We start from the raw sequence: 17888 nt of genomic DNA on the forward strand, positions 1-17888 counted from the left end.
GCCCATGTTGAAGGTTGAGATGGTACAATGCTCACCAAGTTGTGTCACATCTAAAGTTAAGAATCTTTTGTCTGAATTAACAAACTCTCCAATTAGCGTTTTAAAACAAGTCTTTGGCTACTCTGAATTTAGAGAAGGGCAGCAAGCTGTTGTTGACGCGAGCCTAAGCGGCCAAGATGTAATGGTACTGATGCCAACGGGCGGCGGTAAAAGTTTGTGTTATCAAATTCCTGCGTTAATTTTAGATAAGGTCACTATCGTTGTGACGCCTTTGCTTTCGTTAATGAAAGACCAGGTAGACCAGCTATTGGAATCAGGCGTTGCAGCAGCATTTGTTAACAGCCAACAGACTCGTGAACAACAGTCTCACATCCTAAATCAGTTACAGCATGGCGAAATTAAAATTCTTTATGTGTCTCCTGAGCGCTTACTGCAATACCAGTTTTTAGAACACATTAAGTTTTGTGGTGTTGGTTTGTTTGCCATCGATGAAGCTCACTGTTTGTCGCATTGGGGCCACGACTTTAGGCAAGATTATTTACGCCTAAACATGATTAAACAGCACTTTCCAAATGTTCCCATTATGGCGCTAACGGCAACGGCTGATAGAGCTACTCGCTACGATATTGCGGCGCAACTGCAGCTACAAGATCCGTTAGTTCATACCGGTAGTTTTGATCGCCCTAACCTGCGATTCACTATTGAAGAAAAGTTTAAGCCGCTGAGTCAGTTAATGACATTTATGAAATCTCAGTCTGATCAGTCCGGTATTATATATTGTTCAAGTCGAGCAAGGGTTGACGATATAGCCGAAAAGCTTATTGCGAAAGGTTATCGAGCGGCAGCCTACCATGCAGGTTATGACACAGAAACCAGAAACCGCGTTCAAGAACAATTTCAACGCGACCATGTTCAAATTGTTGTGGCGACGGTTGCTTTTGGTATGGGTATTAACAAGCCTAATATTCGATTTGTTGTGCACTACGACTTACCGCGCACTATCGAAAGCTATTATCAGGAAACAGGCCGAGCGGGACGTGATGGTTTACCGGCAGAGTGTTTGTTATTTTTTGATTCTGGTGATGCGCCTCGTATTAAAAAAATGATAGCCGATAATCCCAACGAAGAACGAGTGAAAGTTGAGACTCAACGTTTTAATGCGATGGTGGCATTGGCCGACGCTCAAACTTGTCGTCGTCAAGTCTTACTCAACTACTTTAACGAATTTAGTAATGATGCCTGCGGCAACTGTGACATTTGTTTAGACCCACCGAAGTCTTTTGATGCCACTATTCCAGCGCAGCAAGCCTTGTCTTGTATTTATCGTTGTGAACAACGAGTAGGCATTGGTCATGTGATTGATGTTTTACGTGGTAGTTTAAATAGCCGAGTCCGTGAACAAAATCACGACCAACTCTCTACGTTTGGCATTGGTAAGACTCAAAGCCATGAATTCTGGATGAGTATCATTCGTCAATTAATTCACCGAGGTTTTGTAGAGCAAGACATTAGCCGCAACAGCCAGTTGATGCTGACCGATAAGGCCCGCCCAATTTTAAAAGGTGAAGTGGTATTGAACCTAGCTGAACCGAGAATTGGTCGTAAAGTTTACGATGAAAAACCTCTGCTGGTTAACTACGACAAACGTTTGTACGCGAGACTTAAAAGCCTTCGACGTTTCTATTGCTGATGAGCATGACGTACCACCATTTGTGGTCTTTAATGATGCAACACTGGTGGATATGGCGAATAAGTTGCCAACCAATCAACGTCAGATGTTAGCAGTGTCTGGTGTAGGTGAAACCAAACTCAAGCGTTATGGAGAGGCCTTTATTCAGGTTATAAATCGCCACCTTGAAAGCGGCGTTTAAAAAGCTAAACACTAGCTTATAACTTTAAGTTTAATTCTTTCAGTTTAGTTCTCTCATTTTTGTTTTCTCATTTTGTTTACAATAAAAAAGCAGCTGTTATGGAGTGACCCATAGAGCTGCCTTTTCTTAAACTTCGTAACCTATCGCGGCTTAACTAAAGCCCCTACTTTAATGACGCGTAATACGCAGCAACATTAATCATGTCTGCGTCCGTTAGCATCGTCGCCATTGGCTTCATGATTGCGTTGTTACGCTCACCAGACTTAAACGCCTTTAATTGTTGCACAATGTAAGCTGGTTTTTGTCCCGCTAAATTTGGGTACGTAGGGATTGCACTAATGCCATTAGCTCCATGACAGGCAGCGCAAGTTGCAGCTTTTGCTTTACCGGCTTCAATATCTGCCGCTTGAACTTGTGTAGAAAACGCAGCCACAGCCGCAATAGCTAATAAAAATGCTTTTTTCATATATACTCCGATTCTCGAAACAAAATAAACTTTAATAAAATTACAGTCACAAAAGTACTGTAATAAAAATAACACCAAAATCTAAAAACAGCGAATAGCGTATACTGTTTTACTAAGATTTTATTAAGCCAGATCAAAAGGCCTCAGGATAATCATGTCTACACAAAAGAATAATCCAGACATTCTATTTAACAACACCTATATCAAATACTTGCCTGAACTAGGCGCAGTGATTAATCCCGCAAAATTTAACAAGCCAAGTTGGCTTATTACCAGTATTGATACAGCAGAGCTATTAAGTTCGCCTTCGTTTCCGTCTCTTCAATGGCTAAGTGAAAGTTCTTTAGATTGGTTTGCTGGTAAATCATTGGTAAGCGGAGCTCAACCTTTTGCACAAAAATATACTGGTCACCAGTTTGGCCACTACAACCCACAACTAGGTGATGGTCGTGGCGTACTGCTCGGTGAAGTAGAATCTAGCCATGGTCGTTTTGATATCCACGTAAAAGGGGCAGGACAAACGCCCTACTCTAGATTTGGTGATGGCAGAGCTGTGGTTCGCAGCAGTATTCGTGAGTTTTTGGCCTCTGAGGCATTACATCATTTAGGTATTCCTACCTCTCGAGCATTAGGTGTATTTACCACTGGCGAACAAGTTCAAAGAGAAACGATTGAACAAGGTGCTGCACTAATACGAGTATGCCCGAGCCATATCCGCTTTGGCCATTTTGAAAATGCCTTTCATCATGGTGACACCGACTTACAAACCCGACTGGTTGAATATTGTATAAATCACGTGTTACCGAAAGAACACTCTGATTTAGTCGAGCTGTATAAGGCTGATGCTTCCGACGTTAGCATTGAAGAAAAAACGCGTCTATTGTTTCGCTTTACCATAAAACGTACTGCTGAAATGGTGGCTAAATGGCAAGCTCATGGTTTTTGCCATGGCGTAATGAACACCGACAACATGTCTATTTTAGGCCTTACTTTTGACTATGGTCCGTTTGGCTTTTTAGACCAATATAATCCACAACACATTTGCAATCACTCTGATCACACCGGTCGATATGCTTTCGACGAGCAGCCCGGCGTTGCCTTGTGGAACTTAAATGTACTAGGCCACTCTTTGTCAGGCTTACTTGATGGACCAATTTTACGAGCTGAGCTGGAGCAATATCAGCCTCATTTATTAGCCGAATATTCAAATTTAATGCGTCAAAAAATGGGTTTTGCAAAACATAAAACCGACGATCGTATCCTACTTGGCGAGCTTCTATCGTTAATGCAGGAAAACAAAGCCGACTATTCAATTGTTTGGCGCACACTGAGCGAAATGGACAATGTCATTGTTGAAAGCAACAAGTTTACCGACCTGTTTATCGATAGAGACGCGGCACTTAAATGGCTAAAGAAATACAGTAATCGCCTTACAATAGAAACACGCAGCGATGAAAAACGAACCCAAACAATGCAAGCCATTAACCCTAAATATATATTACGCAATTATTTAGCACAGCAAGTCATAGAAGCTTCCGAACAGGGTGACAACAGACCTCTTGAAGAACTTTATTCAGTACTAAAACGTCCATACGATTCTCAACCAGAGTACTCACGTTACGCACAACATCCACCAGCATGGAGTGAAGAGCTGAGCATTTCGTGTAGCAGTTAGGAAATATTAAAAGAAAGTAAGCGTGCACTTACGTTCAATAAAACAGTAATATAAAAGCGCTATTGTGTACACTTAAGCATTGAGATTTTAGCCGCTGTAAACGTATAATGACGGCATCAATAAAGGAACTTATTAAATGAACTTATCAGTAGTTATTTTAGCGGCCGGTAAAGGCACGCGCATGAAATCTAGCCTTCCAAAGGTTTTACATCCTGTTGCCCATAAACCTATGGTGCAACACGTTATCGATGCATCGAAGGCACTTAATTCAGACAACATTACTATGGTTTATGGCCACGGTGGTGATCAGTTAAAAGAAGCCCTTTCTTCAAACAAAGTGCATTGGGCGCTTCAAGCTGAACAAAAAGGCACAGGTCACGCAGTTAAAGTCGCTGACGAATTTATGCCTGACGACCAAACCATTCTAATTCTTTACGGCGACGTACCGCTTATTCAAACAGAGACGTTAGAACGTTTGTTAGCTGTGAAACCTGAAAAAGGCATTGCACTTTTAACGGTTAAACTAGATAACCCAACGGGTTATGGCCGTATTGTTCGTGATGAAAATGACAAAGTTGTTGGCATCATTGAGCAAAAAGACGCGAACCCAGAGCAACTTCTAATTAATGAAGTGAACACTGGCATTATGGCGGTAAACGGTGACTTGTTAAAAGGCTGGTTAGCCAACTTGTCTAGCGATAACGCGCAAGGTGAGTACTATCTAACTGACGTCATTGCGATGGCGAATGAAGCAGGTTATGTCATCAACACGGCTCATCCAGAAAGTGGCATTGAAGTAGAAGGCGCTAACAATCGTGTTCAACTTGCTACGTTAGAGCGTGAATATCAACGTCGTGCAGCAGAGCAGTTAATGTTATCTGGCGCTTCAATGCGTGACCCAGCTCGAATAGACGTTCGTGGTGACGTGACGGTAGGTCATGATGTGTCGTTAGACGTCAACGTGGTTTTTGAAGGCACTGTTGTTCTAGGCGACAACGTAACCGTTGGCCCAAACTGTGTACTAAAAGATTGTGTCATTGAGAGCGGTGCTACTATTGAAGCTAACTCTTTAGTTGACGATGCAAAAGTAGGGGCGAATGCTCAAATTGGTCCATTTGCTCGTTTACGTCCTGGTGCAATTGTTGGCAATAAAGCCAAAGTTGGTAACTTTGTTGAAATGAAAAAGTCAGTACTTGGCGAAGGTTCAAAAGCAAACCACTTCTCTTATTTAGGCGATGCGACAATTGGCGCTGGCGTAAACATTGGTGCAGGCGTGATTACGGCCAATTACGACGGTGTGAATAAGTTTAAAACGGATATTAAAGACAACGCATTTATTGGTACAAACTCAACGTTAGTGGCGCCAATTACCATTGAAGAAAACGGATTTGTTGCAGCCGGCTCAACGGTGACTAAAAACATCGACAAAGATGGTCTTGCAATTGCGCGTGGCAAACAGCGCAATATTGACGGTTGGAAGCGCCCTACAAAGGGCTAGCGGCTTGTTTCTTCGTTAAAATCCATACGCCAGGGAATACTAAATTCACTGGCGTATATTTACTAGTCAAAAAATTCAACGTCATTACGAAACTAGCTACTTGTCACCCTTAACTGCCAACTCAAAAAGATCTTCAACAGCTACACCAAAATAGTTTGCGAGCTTTAACGCAATGACTACTGAGGGCGTAAAACGACCTGTTTCAACAGTACTAATTGTTTTTCGTGAAACGCTTATCGCATCGGCTAACTCCTGTTGTGATACCTTTTTATCACTCCTGAATCGTGCAATATCGTTTCGTAAAAAATCAGTCATTGTTACCTCTTAGCTTTATAAGAATTGTCAACCCAAAAGAAAAAAGCATAACACCTATTATCGCTTGGCAAACTTGATTTACTGAAGCCGCTTCATTAGTAATTGAACTTCCATAAAGAGAAAATACAATAAGCGTGGTTAACGACATCGTCCAAGAGTACTTATAAGCCTTTTCATTGATATGGTTAAAAAACTCATCCTCGAAATTTGAGAACCAATAGTTTTTACTATCCACTTTTTTTCCAGCCTTTATTTGTTTAACCAGACTTACAATTAGTCCAATAAACAAAGCTAAAAATATTAATACCTTAGCTGTAATCAAAGACTCACCTCCTAAAGATGTGGACTTTAAAATATCACTAATAACTGGCAGTAAAATAATACTACCAGCGAAAAAACCCAATAGGCCTGTTTGCTTTAAAAGAATCTCTTCGTTAATTGGTGTTGATTGTGCAGTCATATCTAAATCCTTAATTTTATTTATCTAAATTTGTAACCCCTAGGTATCAAAAGATACCCTAGGGTTACATTAAGATCAAGAGCCCAGTTTAAATAAAATGATTTTATTTTGAGCAACTCCAAACATACGAGTCACAAAAGGACATGGCTAAATGAAATTCTATATGGACTATCAGAGTGTTATATTACTTGCTTGATTCACGTTTGATTATTAGAGGTTACTTTGGCCAAACCGAATGCAAAAGCGCCAGATAAGTCGGTGACTATTTACTGCAAAAAGTGTCAGCACATCCTTTTTAAATACAAAAAAGGTGGCAAAGGTGCGTTGATAAAGTGTTTTAAAGAGAGAATTACAAAGGATTATACAACGGAGAATTGTACCTGCCCTCAGTGCAACAGTGTGTTTGCTCGTGACACCTTAGTGAGGGGCACGCCTGCTTTTAAATTTATTGGTGGAAAGGTCTGGTTTAAATAACCTAAGCAATGCCCAGCTTTTTCTTCAGATAATCACTAGTGAGATGTTTTACGACATCAAATGGATCACACTTCTGACCATCTTCATTAAAGTCTATTGGACCAATGCGTTCAGCAACGTCTAACGCTGCACGATTAAGCTCTAAGTTTCGCTTGCCGATGCCCATTAACGCGCCGCCCATCGCCAACTGAACACGTTTTGACTCTTTGTCTGCATTCTTATTTATATTACTGATCACAGACAAGAAAAACTCATCGGTATAAACCTTCGCTTTTTTCTTAGACAATTCGTAAATCAATCCGTAGGCACAACTGCGTCGAACTTCATCATCACTATTGAGCCACGACTTTGCTACTTCAAACGCCACTGAAGATTTAGCGAGCGTCGCGTCGCATGAAGAAAAAACATGACGCAACATGCCACTATTAAGTTCTTCAACTTGTTGTTCTGCTTGCTCTGTGGTTATTTGCTTTGGATCGTCTATTAACAGCCCAAGTACTTTAGCGTCGTAATTATCCGTCGCCCACAATTCATGCGCCAACGGACGGTTTTTACCTATTTGTTTAGCCAGTTTGCGCTGTACTGTTAATCCAATACCAAAACTAGACAAACCGCCTGTCTCCGTTAACTTTTGCCAGTTTTCAATGCCACGCGGGTTTTTGTTTTGCTCTAGTAATTCAAACACTTGTGCTTTATTCATCGTTGACCTTTTGGTATTACTTTTGACATTGACATCGAACTTCACCGCTCGATGTTTGCCACTCAATATAATGTCTACCATCTAGGTCTGCACAGCTCACCGCAATAGTTTGGCAGTGGCTGTTTTTTTCAACTTTGCTGTCGTAAATATTTTCTAATGTTGTTTCAGCAACAACGGCACAACCACTCATTAATAACGCAACACATAATGTAATCAATTTTTTCATCATAAATCCTTTTAGCTCTTACTGCGAAAGTAAGAAAAACCCTAGACCAGCAAACATGGCTAAGCCAATGATTACCATTGCGGTCAATGTTTTTGATTGAGTCATAGACTTCAATAAAGCAAACTCTGTTAATGTGCCAGTAAACAACATAGCCGTTGTTTTTAAATCATCTTTAGTCTGCTTTTCCATTCAAACATCCTTAATTCGTTTTAAATTACTTTACTGTTTATCGACTTCAAATACTGACAGAAAAATGGCTAGCAAGTTCAAAATCTTTGTAACAACTCTTGTTTATAGTCTTCTACATTAACTTCTAGTCTTAGCTCTTCGAGCTTTTCTTTAAGTTCATTTGATTTTTTATTAAGCGCGCTAATCGTGATGGTATTGTCGTCTAAGTTATAAAGTTGTTCACAGGCTTTATAATAAAAAGTCATTATGAGCATGGCATCCACATTGTCATCTTCAATCGCGGCTTCAATTTTTTTTTGCTTACGATAAATAAAGTTTATCTGTTGTTTAAGGCGCCAAACATAATAAGCCTCAGCTAAAAATGGGTGTTCTTTATACCTATTAAGTAATGACCCAACAATAATCATACCGAATACAACACCCATCACGTTGAGCCAAAAGTGGGTACCTTCTCTATCAGTAAAAAAGTAAATAGCGGTCTGGGAAATACCCAACGACAAACCAGCAAAGCTTACGATGCTGATAAATATAATAATATTTAAGTGTTTTCGGTAGGTTTGTTTGTCTATAGATTCAAGTTTCATTTGAGATATTCTACTAAATATAATGGATAAAATTGACTTACCACAGTTTAACTTAAAGTATTTATTATTAGGGAATTATGTTAGCGTTTTTAAATGGATATATTACTGCACAGACAACATGTTACTTTTAAATAATACGATGCAAGCTCGCCTCTATTTACAAAAGCGCGCTTTTTTCATCTCCTTTTTCACCGTTGCTGTGCTATTCATTTTTCAACCGTTTGGGACTTACGAGTCGCAAGATTCCTTTAAGTATTTAAAACTCACCGGTTATGGGCTTGCTACGTTTCTTTGCCATAATTGTGTCTGGGCTCATTGAGTTGCAGTTAACTCGCTTTAAGTCTCAATATAGGCTTTATCCCGTTGGGATATTAGTTATGAACTTAATCATCGCGGCCGTTTTTAATCACAGTTACTTTGTCGTCGCCATCCTAGAACAGTGGCATTGGGGCAACCAACTAATGTTTGTTATTTATGTCTCTGCCATTGCTACTTTCCCATTGTCTATCATGTATATACAAGAGCAAAGTCGCCAAGGCATTAAGCAAGAAGCTACTCAAGGCACAAAAACGAGCAGTCTTGAAGATCAAGCAAAAACACTAGACCCTACAAATGAACGAGCCAACGTACATACCACTGGGTTTACCTTGTATGGCGACAACAAAACAGAGCAACTTACTCTAACGATTGAAGAGCTGGTTTACCTCAAAGCGGCTGACAACTATTGTGATATTTACACTTATAAAAATGAGATGCTACACACCACGGTACTGAGAATTCCTTTGTCCCGTGCAATAGAACAGATTCCTTCAAATAAAGGGATCATTAAGTGCCATCGCTCTTATGCCGTCAATTTATCATTTGTGAAAAGTAGCTCAGGCAATGCCAATGGATTACAACTAGCCTTAAACGTGACTGAAGAGAACATACCGGTATCTCGTAAATTTGTGGATGCCATAAAACAGTCTTTGTTGGCCACCACAGACACCTAGTCATTCGCCCCTAATAAGCGCAAACAGCCCAAAAAAAGGGCTTTCACCCCTGTCCCATTGCTGAGAATGAAAGCCTATCTCACACTTCACCTCGTTAATTAAATTTCATTGAGGAAAGTGAAAATGAACAAAAATATAAAAGCTATATTACTTCTTATCGTATTCGTGTGTTGCCACTTATTCATGCGCAGTCTTTTTCCTTCAGAGTGGGTAAGCACTCTACGTGAATTAGATACTGGCTCGGGCGTTGTTTTGTCTTTGGTCAGTTGGCTCTTTATTTTTGGGCCTTTTGTCGTATTAACGTTAATCCTGTTTAGAAACGAAGACTGGTTAACCACACTTGGCTTACGCTCTGACAATGGCAAATGGTATTTTAAAGCTGCTGTCATAACCTGTATACCAATGTGTATTGGCTATGCTCACTTATCAACAAGCTTAGATCTATCACTCGCTAATATCTTAACTGGCTCAGTGTACCCTGCCTTTTTCGAAGAAATCATTTTCAGAGGTGTTCTATTTGGGCTGCTGTTTAGAATTTGTAAGTGGGGATTTGTGCCGGCAGCATTGGTCAGCTCACTGATTTTTGGATTTGGTCATCTATACCAAACTAACGATGTTATGTCTGGACTCATGATGTTCGGGTTTATGGCGATCGCAGGTTTCTTGGTTTGCTTGGTTGTATTGTGAATGTGGCTATCGAATTTGGTACCCAATGTGGATGCACTTCATTATGAACGCAGCCTACGGCATATTTGGTATGTCAGGTGGTGCAATGGGAGAAGCGGATGCCAATATATTTAAAGCCTCTGCCATTGTATTGAGCATCGTTTATGTCACTTGGTTAATTAAAAATGGTAAGAAAAGAGAAGTAACAAAACAGCGCTTGTTTAAAAACAGAGAGGCCGAGGTTACTTTTCAATCAAATAGAGTGACCGCTTAGGTAAAGTTATTGTTTATTTTTGTTACGTTTTGACTATAATACTTTCGGTTCGAAACTTAAGTCGGAAGAAAATGGTCCAGAAACGTAACACTCAATCCCGTCGTCGTGCAATTGTTGATAAGGTAATTGCCTTTCAAGAAGTGTCCGTTGAACAGTTAAAAGATGAGTTCAATACGTCTGAGGTCACTATTCGTAAAGACTTATCAGCGCTTGAAGCCAATGGTTTATTGTTACGCAAATATGGCGGTGCAGTGGCATTGCCAACTGAATCTTCAGAGCTCACAAACACTGACGTTTCAAAAACGAAACAAGCGATAGGTAAAGCGGCGGCGGCTCTTATTAAAGATCACAACCGAATTGTTATTGATAGCGGAAGTACAACGTCCGCTTTATTAGAACATGCTCAATCCGTTCGCGGTTTAGTGGTAATGACAAATTCAATTTCCGTTGCGAATCGTATTCTAGAATTAGAAAACGAACCTACCTTATTAATGACCGGCGGTACGTGGGATGCTCAATCTCACTCATTGCAAGGTCAATTCGCTGAAAACATGTTACGTGCCTATAATTTTGACCAAGCGTTTTTAGGCGCATCAGGTTTAGACGTTGAGCGTGGCACAACTACATTTAATGAGCTAACAAATCTAAGTCGAACCATGGCCAATGTATCGCAGCAAGTTATTGTTATGGCCGAGTCTGAAAAGTTAGACCGAAAGATACCCAATTTAGAATTAGCATGGGAACACATAGATATTCTAGTGACCGATGCTGACATTAATATCGACAGTGAGCGAAAAATTACCGCTCACAATGTCCAAGTAATTAAAGTTTAAGGATTAAATTATGTGCGGAATTGTTGGTGGCGTAGCTGAGCGTCATATTGTAAATATTTTATTAGAAGGCCTAAAGCGCCTTGAATACCGTGGTTATGACTCTGCTGGTGTTGCGTTACTAAAAACTGATGGCACGTTAATGCGTGAACGTGAAGTAGGTAAAGTACAAGCCTTGGCTGATGCTGTTGCAAAGTCTGGTGTTAACGGTGTAACGGGTATTGCTCACACTCGTTGGGCAACACACGGTGGCGTTACTCAAAAAAATGCACACCCACACATGTCGAACGAAAAAATTGCCTTGGTGCATAACGGTATTATTGAAAACCACGAAACGTTACGTGAGTCACTTCAAGCTAAAGGTTATACCTTCAGCTCTGATACTGACACCGAAGTAATTGCTCACTTAGTGAACGAAAACCGTCAATCGTCTGCATCACTATTAGCAGCCGTTCAAACCTCAGTTAAACAATTAGAAGGCGCTTACGGTACTGTTATCATGGAGCCGTCAAACCCAGATACTATCGTTGTTGCGCGTTCTGGCTCACCATTAGTAATTGGTGTTGGTATTGGTGAAAACTTTGTTGCCTCTGATCAGCTGGCACTTCTTCCGGTAACACGTCGTTTTATCTTCTTGGAAGAAGGTGACGTAGCTGAAATCACTCGTGATCGCATTAGCATTTTCGACACTGATGGCAACCCAGTTGAGCGTGAAATCACTGAGTCTGACATTACTCACGATGCCGGTGACAAAGGTGAATACCGTCACTACATGTTAAAAGAAATTCATGAGCAACCAATTTCAGTTCGTAATACGTTAGCAAATCGTATTAACGACGAAACGGTTATCGAAGAATACTTAGGTGAAAATGCAGCTGCAATTTTAGAAGGTATTGATCACGTTCAAATTATTGCCTGTGGTACGTCTTACCACTCAGGTATGGTTGCTCGTTATTGGTTAGAGTCATTAGCAAACGTTAGCTGTAATGTTGAGATTGCTTCTGAGTTCCGTTACAGAAAGTCATACGTGCCTAAAAACTCACTAATCGTAACGATTTCACAATCAGGTGAAACAGCAGATACGCTAGCAGCATTGCGTTTAGCAAAAGAAATTGGTTATAAAGCGAGCTTGTCAGTTTGTAACGTACCTGGTTCGTCATTGGTTCGTGAATCTGACCTTGCGGTTATGACTAACGCTGGTGCGGAAATTGGTGTTGCTTCAACAAAAGCATTTACGACTCAGTTAGTTGCACTTCTTATGCTTACTGCTGCGTTAGGCAAGCAAAAAGGCATGTCAGCTGAATTACAAAAACAATTAGTTTCAGCACTAGCTAGCCTACCAGCTAAGTTAGAAGAGACGTTGTTAATGTCTGATGGCATTGAAGAGTTAGCAAAAGAGTTTGCTGATAAGCACCACAGCTTATTCTTGGGTCGCGGCGAGCAATATCCAATCGCGATGGAGGGTGCTTTAAAGCTTAAGGAAATTTCTTACATTCACGCCGAAGCTTATGCGGCTGGTGAACTTAAGCACGGTCCATTAGCGTTAATTGATGCAGATATGCCAATTATTGTTGTAGCGCCAAACAATGAACTGCTTGAAAAGCTTAAGTCGAACGTTGAAGAAGTTCGTGCTCGTGGCGGCATCTTATATGTCTTCGCTGATAAAGATGCGAAATTCAAGAGCGACGACACAATGCGTGTACTTGAAGTGCCACACGTTGATGAGTTGATTGCCCCTATTGTCTATACAATTCCCCTGCAATTACTGAGCTACTACGTTGCTATTATTAAAGGTACTGACGTTGACCAACCACGTAACTTAGCAAAATCAGTGACGGTTGAATAATTTGCTAGAGCAAATTGACCTTACTATCAAAGGCTAATTTATTTGGTAACAATATTAATTATTCTAGTAATGGGAATAATTTATTTGGAAGCCAAGTCACTAAAAACAACAAAACCTTCAAGCGTTGAATAATGTTTGAAGGTTTTTTTATGTGCTCAGTTTGAACATTATTAGTTTCGGCTATATTGTTTTGTTTACTTTTTGCCTGCTTATGTCTGCTTTCTAACGAAACCGCACTAAACTGTTTAACTTCAATTACGTATTGATAAGCTATTACTTCAACTTATTTTAGGTGGGTGTGTTATTTCTGAAAACGGTCGCAAAATCCCAAAATCCCGGTTATCTAGGTTTAGTCACTTTGGTGGCCTAGCAGCACGTGTGGCTGGCAATATGCTTGTAGACGGCGCTAAACAATTGAGTAAAGGCCAGAAGCCCTCAAGTCAAAACCTACTTCTGACCCCAACCAATATTGGTCATGTTGCAAATAAGTTATCGCACCTTCGTGGAGCCGCGATGAAATTAGGTCAAATGATTTCTATGGATGCCGGTGAGCTCATTTCGCCCGAGTTAAGTGCCGTACTTGGGAAGCTACGATCTGACGCCGCGCCTATGCAACATAAACAATTATTAGCCTTGCTAAAAAGTCATTGGGGTGAGAATTGGTTGGATAATTTTAGTCAGTTTGAATTGCGTCCTTTTGCAGCAGCATCCATTGGCCAAGTCCACCTTGCACGACTTGAAAATGGGCAAAAATTAGCGGTTAAAATTCAATATCCTGGAGTTAGGGATTCAATCGCTAGTGATGTGGACAACGTGGGTACACTTTTAAATATGTCAGGACTTTTACCCGCTCAAGTAGATATGAGCGATTTGTTAGAAGCCACTAAATCACAATTGCAAGATGAGGCGAATTACGCTCTTGAAGCCAGTTACATCAAAAAATACCAGTCTCACTTAGATAATGATGAGTTTATCGTCCCGAAAATTAATGAAAGCCTGACTCAAGATGATATTTTGGTAATGCATTACATCGAAGGAGAAACCATAGAAAAAGCGGTCAATCAGCCTTTAAACGTTCGCAATCAAATCGTTCGTAATCTAATTTGGCTGTTCTTGAAAGAGCTTTTTGACTTTCGATTAATGCAAACAGATCCAAACTTCGCAAACTTTTTATATGACCCAGCCTCTAAAAAAATTGGCTTGTTAGACTTTGGAGCGACCCGAGTTATTCCGCAACATATAAGTGAAGGTTACCAAAAACTGATAGCGGCAGGTGTGAACGACAATAGAGAAGAAGCATTGTTAGCGGCGAAACAAATTGGTTTTTTAATGACCAAATTAGCCCAGAGTATTTAGACGAAGTAATGAAAATATTCGATATGGCCTGCGAACCTTTGAAGTACGATGGTGAGTTTAACTTCGCCACCAGCCAGCTGGCCAGTAGAGTTCGCGATGTGGGCTTAAACATTAAAAACCATCGTTCTGAATGGCACACTCCACCAGTTGATGCGCTGTTTATTCACCGAAAGTTAGGTGGGTTATACTTACTTGCCTCAAAACTAAATGCGTCTGTTAATATTAAAGAAATTTACACAGAGTTTTTACACCTGAGAAATTAAATAGAAATATTTGTAATAAAAGGTTTTCAATCTCTACTAATGAAATAACAATCATTCGGGAGATAACAAATGAACCATCAACTTAATCTCAGTTATTCCGGCCCAAGGTTAACTTTTCCGAAGGTCGGTTATGTCTGAATATCAGCAAAACTTCGAATCAATTATTTCTAAATATCGACTTTCACTATTCAAAGTGGCTTCGACTTTTGAAGCTGATCCTACTTTACGACTTGACCTACTTCAGGAGATGTTTGTTGCTATTTGGCAGGCTTTAGCTTCGTTTAAAGAACAAAGCTCTCTACATACATTTATCTATAAAGTTGCTTATAACCAAGCGTTAACTCACGTGACTAAACAGCGTAAAAACCAAAACTTTGACGAGCTGACAGACAGTATCGAATGCAAAAGAAGTGATATTGAATCTCATGTTAGTGCCTTGCAGTCATTGAGTTATTTAACAAACAAGATAGGAAAATTACCCATTATACAAAGACAGTTAATTACTTTGTCTTTAGAAGGTGTTTGTTACAACGACATGGCTGATATATCCGGCCTTTCGGTGACTAATGTTGGAGTGCAATTAAACAGAGCAAAAACCAAACTTAACAAGCTATTGGAGAGAGAATAATGAATCAACAACAAAACGCTTGGGACGACTTAATCCAAAACTGGAATGCAAACGATGATGGCCTCAGTAATGCACTGCCATCTGATCAGGATTTAATAGAGCAAATAAATAAGCAAAACCTTAATGACAAAGTGGCAACCATCCTTTCATTGATTGCCAGTGTTGCACTATCTAGCTATATCATCTTTGAAATGTATGCTGGATTGCCATCTGTCGCGGATACAGTCTTGTATTCGGTTTTTTTAGCTCTTTCTATATCTGTTGGTTTATTTACTGTTTTTTCAACAAGGCGCTCAAACCAAACTTCTGCAAACACTACGCATCACCACATATTGACGTTAATAAATCAGTCAAAAGGTAACTTAAAAGCAATTGCTTTTAGCCGATTTATTTGTGTAATAGCTTTGGTAATGAGTACGTTGTTAGTGGCGTTGATTGTATTTGTAGCGTTTAGTAAAACACTAGAAATAAAACACTACTTAGTGGGCGGTGTTGCACTGAGTTGCAGCGTACTTTTTGTTGGCATTTTTATTTGGCTAAAAAAACAAAAAGCCCTGTTAGAGAGTCACATAGAGAGATTATCTAGTCACTTACCTAAATAACAAAAGTATACAATCATGCAGTAAACAACTATGTAAGTTAACCTAAGGATGGTTGGGTAACAAATGAACCTATTTCGTTAAACTAACGACTCATTCAACAAACTACTCATCACAAACAAAGCCTTGCTGTAACCGCTGCAGCGAGGCTTTTTTACCAAAGCGTGACACGATAAACAAATGATCATATTCAGACTCATCAATCTGGCTCACCTTCTGTCCTGATAATATTGACGCAAGTTTGTCTGTTGTATTGCTATGCCCTACCACCAGTACGGTTTCTGTTTCTGGAGGAGCGTGTTGCAAATGCGGTTAACTCTCTAGGGTTGTAACTAGTAATCGGTAAATTCTGTTTGTCGCCGTAGGAGCTGCTGTTTCGCTGTGTACGAAGGTATTCAGTGCTGTAAATTGTTTGTATTGCTGTATTAGCTAACATGCTGGCAAGTCGTTCCGCTCGTGTATTCCCGCACTTAGTCAAAGGTGGGTTTTTACTATTCGGATACCCTTCTGTATCTTTTTCGGCGTGCCTCACTAAATAAATATGAAAAGTATCACTGGTGTCTAACGCATTGTTTTTCGCTTCAATATCAGCCGTAAATAAAGCCATACTAAGTGTGAAGAATAAGATCATTGCTTTTGCATTAAATTGCTTCATGTTTGAGTCCTTTCTAATTACATTACTAACTACATAACTACATAACTACATAACTACATAACTATTTACATAATAGCTACATAGCGACGCATGGCTACATTTGATGATAATTTTCGTTAAACAACAAGAAGTCGCTGTTAACCTTTCTACCAATAAGTAGGTGAAACGATGAAAATTAATTCAATAATAATTAACTTGGTCATAATATTAGCCGCAGCATCATGGAGTGTCTTGGCAACGTCAAGCCCTCAAACATTCGGCTCTGGCGCCAACACTGATAATGTTTCAAAAATATCGACGATTTTGGCGTCTCCAGATGATTACCTTGATAAAGACGTTACGATAAAGGGCACTATTGTTAAGGTTTGTAAGAAACGTGGATGTTGGATGGAACTGACGTCAGACAAAAAATTTCAAACGTTTAAAGTTAAAGTAAGAGATGGTGACATGGTATTTCCTATGACCGCAATGGGAAAAACAGCATTCGCAACTGGTAAGATTCAAGGTTTTCCTATGACTTTAGAGCGCACCAAGCAGTATTTGGCTTATCAGGCCGAAGAGATGCAAGAAAGCTTTGATCCTGACTCTGTAACTGAAGCGATAACCGTTTATCAACTTGCGCCTCATGGCGTGACGATTGTCGATTAATGTCTAAGTCCATTAATTGGTTTAAATCCGTTAATTGGCTTAAGTTAAATCGGTCATTACATCGCGACATAGGCTATTTTTGCATTGGTATGACGTTAATCTTTGCTGTGTCTGGCATTGCCGTGAATCATGTTGAAGACTGGAACCCAAACTACGATGTCACCCAGGAAACCGTAACGCTTATTGGCCTTTCTGATCAGATTGAGAAACTGGATTTTGAGCAAAAAGAGTTTGAGCAATGGTTATTAGCTGAGCTTAATTTGCAAACTACGATTAAAGCTCAGTTTTGGGAGACACCTAATCGCTTAAAGCTATTTAGCAAACAAAATCATACGTTAATTATTTCGCCAGCAAACAACGAAGTAGTGATTGAGCAGGTGAAACCAAGAGTATTACTGCGAGCCGCAAACTTTTTACATTTAAACGAAGCACGAAAGGCATGGACCTATTTTTCTGACGCTTATGCGGTCATGTTAATATTTTTATCGCTTTCAGCCTTGTTTATGGTCAAAGGCAAGTACGGTCCGTTAGGCAAAAGAGGATTGTTAATTATTGCTGGTATCGCTATTCCTATTGGTTTTGTGGTTATGTACAGCAGTTAATAAAAAAGCCGACACAAGTTCGGCTTTTTACTTTGGCGATAGCTCAGCTAACGTTAAGCATGACTCAGCTA

General features: G+C 39.9%; 20 protein-coding genes and 2 pseudogenes. 14 read left to right on the forward strand and 8 right to left on the reverse strand.

Annotated elements, in window-relative coordinates:
- Positions 1-19: 19 nt before the first annotated feature.
- Positions 20-1871, forward strand: a pseudogene (gene recQ, locus GNP35_RS13040) (DNA helicase RecQ).
- A gap of 163 nt (positions 1872-2034) precedes the next feature.
- On the opposite strand, the gene GNP35_RS13045 reads toward recQ, so the two are convergent.
- Positions 2035-2337: a c-type cytochrome gene (locus GNP35_RS13045; RefSeq protein ID WP_155696526.1), complete on the reverse strand. Its 303-nt coding sequence runs from the start codon at positions 2335-2337 to the stop codon at positions 2035-2037.
- A 154-nt stretch (positions 2338-2491) separates the two neighbouring features.
- Here GNP35_RS13045 and GNP35_RS13050 point away from each other — a divergent pair, with 154 nt between their 5' ends.
- Both GNP35_RS13050 and glmU read left to right on the forward strand, forming a co-directional pair.
- Positions 2492-4012, forward strand: coding sequence for a protein adenylyltransferase SelO (locus GNP35_RS13050; protein WP_155696528.1), 1521 nt, complete (start codon positions 2492-2494; stop codon positions 4010-4012).
- 136 nt (positions 4013-4148) lie between these two features.
- On the forward strand, positions 4149-5510 hold the full coding sequence (glmU, locus tag GNP35_RS13055) for a bifunctional UDP-N-acetylglucosamine diphosphorylase/glucosamine-1-phosphate N-acetyltransferase GlmU (RefSeq protein WP_155696530.1): 1362 nt from the start codon (positions 4149-4151) through the stop codon (positions 5508-5510).
- A 96-nt stretch (positions 5511-5606) separates the two neighbouring features.
- Here glmU and GNP35_RS13060 read toward each other — a convergent pair whose 3' ends face one another.
- The gene (locus tag GNP35_RS13060; RefSeq protein ID WP_155696532.1) at positions 5607-5825 is read right to left on the reverse strand and encodes a helix-turn-helix transcriptional regulator; all 219 of its coding nucleotides are present in this window, start codon (positions 5823-5825) and stop codon (positions 5607-5609) included.
- Complete coding sequence (locus GNP35_RS13065) at positions 5818-6285, reverse strand: hypothetical protein (protein ID WP_155696535.1); 468 nt, start codon at positions 6283-6285, stop codon at positions 5818-5820. The genes GNP35_RS13060 and GNP35_RS13065 overlap by 8 nt, the downstream gene beginning before the upstream one ends.
- 222 nt (positions 6286-6507) lie before the next feature.
- Between GNP35_RS13065 and GNP35_RS15880 the strand changes: the two genes are divergently transcribed.
- Positions 6508-6759, forward strand: a complete 252-nt coding sequence (locus GNP35_RS15880) for a hypothetical protein (protein ID WP_155696536.1) — start codon at positions 6508-6510, stop codon at positions 6757-6759.
- A gap of 1 nt (position 6760) precedes the next feature.
- Here the strand turns inward: GNP35_RS15880 and GNP35_RS13075 are convergent, their stop codons facing one another.
- From GNP35_RS13075 to GNP35_RS13085, 4 genes are all read right to left on the reverse strand, one after another.
- The gene (locus GNP35_RS13075; protein ID WP_155696538.1) at positions 6761-7459 is read right to left on the reverse strand and encodes a DNA alkylation repair protein; all 699 of its coding nucleotides are present in this window, start codon (positions 7457-7459) and stop codon (positions 6761-6763) included.
- 16 nt (positions 7460-7475) lie between these two features.
- The gene (locus tag GNP35_RS13080; protein ID WP_155696540.1) at positions 7476-7685 is read right to left on the reverse strand and encodes a hypothetical protein; all 210 of its coding nucleotides are present in this window, start codon (positions 7683-7685) and stop codon (positions 7476-7478) included.
- 18 nt (positions 7686-7703) lie between these two features.
- Positions 7704-7874, reverse strand: a complete 171-nt coding sequence (locus tag GNP35_RS15325) for a hypothetical protein (protein ID WP_196492521.1) — start codon at positions 7872-7874, stop codon at positions 7704-7706.
- Between the two features lie 77 nt (positions 7875-7951).
- On the reverse strand, positions 7952-8458 hold the full coding sequence (locus tag GNP35_RS13085) for a DUF3087 family protein (RefSeq protein ID WP_155696541.1): 507 nt from the start codon (positions 8456-8458) through the stop codon (positions 7952-7954).
- A gap of 377 nt (positions 8459-8835) precedes the next feature.
- On the opposite strand from GNP35_RS13085, the gene GNP35_RS13090 reads away from it, so the two are divergent.
- From GNP35_RS13090 to GNP35_RS13120, 8 genes and pseudogenes are all read left to right on the forward strand, one after another.
- A complete protein-coding gene (locus GNP35_RS13090; RefSeq protein WP_196492522.1) occupies positions 8836-9450 on the forward strand; it encodes a LytTR family DNA-binding domain-containing protein in 615 nt (204 codons plus the stop codon).
- 123 nt (positions 9451-9573) lie between these two features.
- Positions 9574-10137 (forward strand): CPBP family intramembrane glutamic endopeptidase, encoded by a 564-nt coding sequence (locus GNP35_RS13095; protein ID WP_230961436.1) that lies wholly within the window; start codon positions 9574-9576, stop codon positions 10135-10137.
- A gap of 43 nt (positions 10138-10180) precedes the next feature.
- A complete protein-coding gene (locus tag GNP35_RS15885) occupies positions 10181-10390 on the forward strand; it encodes a hypothetical protein (protein WP_230961438.1) in 210 nt (69 codons plus the stop codon).
- A gap of 71 nt (positions 10391-10461) precedes the next feature.
- Entirely contained in the window at positions 10462-11223 is a 762-nt protein-coding gene (locus GNP35_RS13100; protein ID WP_155696545.1) for a DeoR/GlpR family DNA-binding transcription regulator, read from the forward strand.
- Positions 11224-11233: 10 nt separating this feature from the next.
- Positions 11234-13066 carry a glutamine--fructose-6-phosphate transaminase (isomerizing) gene (gene glmS, locus GNP35_RS13105; RefSeq protein ID WP_155696547.1) on the forward strand — a complete coding sequence of 611 codons (1833 nt, stop codon included), beginning with the start codon at positions 11234-11236 and terminating at the stop codon, positions 13064-13066.
- A 303-nt stretch (positions 13067-13369) separates the two neighbouring features.
- Positions 13370-14685 (forward strand): annotated as a pseudogene (locus tag GNP35_RS13110) (ABC1 kinase family protein).
- Between the two features lie 130 nt (positions 14686-14815).
- The gene (locus GNP35_RS13115; protein WP_155696549.1) at positions 14816-15313 is read left to right on the forward strand and encodes an RNA polymerase sigma factor; all 498 of its coding nucleotides are present in this window, start codon (positions 14816-14818) and stop codon (positions 15311-15313) included.
- Positions 15313-15915: a hypothetical protein gene (locus GNP35_RS13120; protein WP_155696551.1), complete on the forward strand. Its 603-nt coding sequence runs from the start codon at positions 15313-15315 to the stop codon at positions 15913-15915. Before GNP35_RS13115 ends, GNP35_RS13120 begins: the two co-directional genes overlap by 1 nt.
- Before the next feature lie 253 nt (positions 15916-16168).
- Here GNP35_RS13120 and GNP35_RS13125 read toward each other — a convergent pair whose 3' ends face one another.
- Positions 16169-16567 carry a histidine phosphatase family protein gene (locus GNP35_RS13125; RefSeq protein WP_155696553.1) on the reverse strand — a complete coding sequence of 133 codons (399 nt, stop codon included), beginning with the start codon at positions 16565-16567 and terminating at the stop codon, positions 16169-16171.
- Positions 16568-16735: 168 nt separating this feature from the next.
- Here GNP35_RS13125 and GNP35_RS13130 point away from each other — a divergent pair, with 168 nt between their 5' ends.
- Positions 16736-17215 (forward strand): DUF4920 domain-containing protein, encoded by a 480-nt coding sequence (locus tag GNP35_RS13130; protein ID WP_155696555.1) that lies wholly within the window; start codon positions 16736-16738, stop codon positions 17213-17215.
- An 89-nt stretch (positions 17216-17304) separates the two neighbouring features.
- Positions 17305-17817 carry a PepSY-associated TM helix domain-containing protein gene (locus GNP35_RS13135; protein ID WP_196492523.1) on the forward strand — a complete coding sequence of 171 codons (513 nt, stop codon included), beginning with the start codon at positions 17305-17307 and terminating at the stop codon, positions 17815-17817.
- Positions 17818-17888 lie beyond the last annotated feature (71 nt).

Source organism: Psychrosphaera haliotis (genome assembly GCF_009728465.1).
GTDB lineage: Bacteria > Pseudomonadota > Gammaproteobacteria > Enterobacterales > Alteromonadaceae > Psychrosphaera > Psychrosphaera haliotis.

What these genes read in the sequence shown, in the direction of transcription:
- GNP35_RS15325 (WP_196492521.1), bottom strand. Translation starts at nt 7,874, where the DNA reads ATGGAAAAGCAGACTAAAGATGATTTAAAAACAACGGCTATGTTGTTT.
- GNP35_RS13125 (WP_155696553.1), bottom strand. Translation starts at nt 16,567, where the DNA reads ATGAAGCAATTTAATGCAAAAGCAATGATCTTATTCTTCACACTTAGT.
- GNP35_RS13130 (WP_155696555.1), top strand. Translation starts at nt 16,736, where the DNA reads ATGAAAATTAATTCAATAATAATTAACTTGGTCATAATATTAGCCGCA.
- GNP35_RS13050 (WP_155696528.1), top strand. Translation starts at nt 2,492, where the DNA reads ATGTCTACACAAAAGAATAATCCAGACATTCTATTTAACAACACCTAT.
- GNP35_RS13090 (WP_196492522.1), top strand. Translation starts at nt 8,836, where the DNA reads ATGAACTTAATCATCGCGGCCGTTTTTAATCACAGTTACTTTGTCGTC.
- GNP35_RS13085 (WP_155696541.1), bottom strand. Translation starts at nt 8,458, where the DNA reads ATGAAACTTGAATCTATAGACAAACAAACCTACCGAAAACACTTAAAT.
- GNP35_RS13060 (WP_155696532.1), bottom strand. Translation starts at nt 5,825, where the DNA reads ATGACTGATTTTTTACGAAACGATATTGCACGATTCAGGAGTGATAAA.
- GNP35_RS13120 (WP_155696551.1), top strand. Translation starts at nt 15,313, where the DNA reads ATGAATCAACAACAAAACGCTTGGGACGACTTAATCCAAAACTGGAAT.
- GNP35_RS13075 (WP_155696538.1), bottom strand. Translation starts at nt 7,459, where the DNA reads ATGAATAAAGCACAAGTGTTTGAATTACTAGAGCAAAACAAAAACCCG.
- GNP35_RS15885 (WP_230961438.1), top strand. Translation starts at nt 10,181, where the DNA reads ATGAACGCAGCCTACGGCATATTTGGTATGTCAGGTGGTGCAATGGGA.
- GNP35_RS13135 (WP_196492523.1), top strand. Translation starts at nt 17,305, where the DNA reads ATGACGTTAATCTTTGCTGTGTCTGGCATTGCCGTGAATCATGTTGAA.
- glmS (WP_155696547.1), top strand. Translation starts at nt 11,234, where the DNA reads ATGTGCGGAATTGTTGGTGGCGTAGCTGAGCGTCATATTGTAAATATT.
- GNP35_RS13080 (WP_155696540.1), bottom strand. Translation starts at nt 7,685, where the DNA reads ATGAAAAAATTGATTACATTATGTGTTGCGTTATTAATGAGTGGTTGT.
- GNP35_RS13065 (WP_155696535.1), bottom strand. Translation starts at nt 6,285, where the DNA reads ATGACTGCACAATCAACACCAATTAACGAAGAGATTCTTTTAAAGCAA.
- GNP35_RS13045 (WP_155696526.1), bottom strand. Translation starts at nt 2,337, where the DNA reads ATGAAAAAAGCATTTTTATTAGCTATTGCGGCTGTGGCTGCGTTTTCT.
- glmU (WP_155696530.1), top strand. Translation starts at nt 4,149, where the DNA reads ATGAACTTATCAGTAGTTATTTTAGCGGCCGGTAAAGGCACGCGCATG.
- GNP35_RS13100 (WP_155696545.1), top strand. Translation starts at nt 10,462, where the DNA reads ATGGTCCAGAAACGTAACACTCAATCCCGTCGTCGTGCAATTGTTGAT.
- GNP35_RS13095 (WP_230961436.1), top strand. Translation starts at nt 9,574, where the DNA reads ATGAACAAAAATATAAAAGCTATATTACTTCTTATCGTATTCGTGTGT.
- GNP35_RS13115 (WP_155696549.1), top strand. Translation starts at nt 14,816, where the DNA reads ATGTCTGAATATCAGCAAAACTTCGAATCAATTATTTCTAAATATCGA.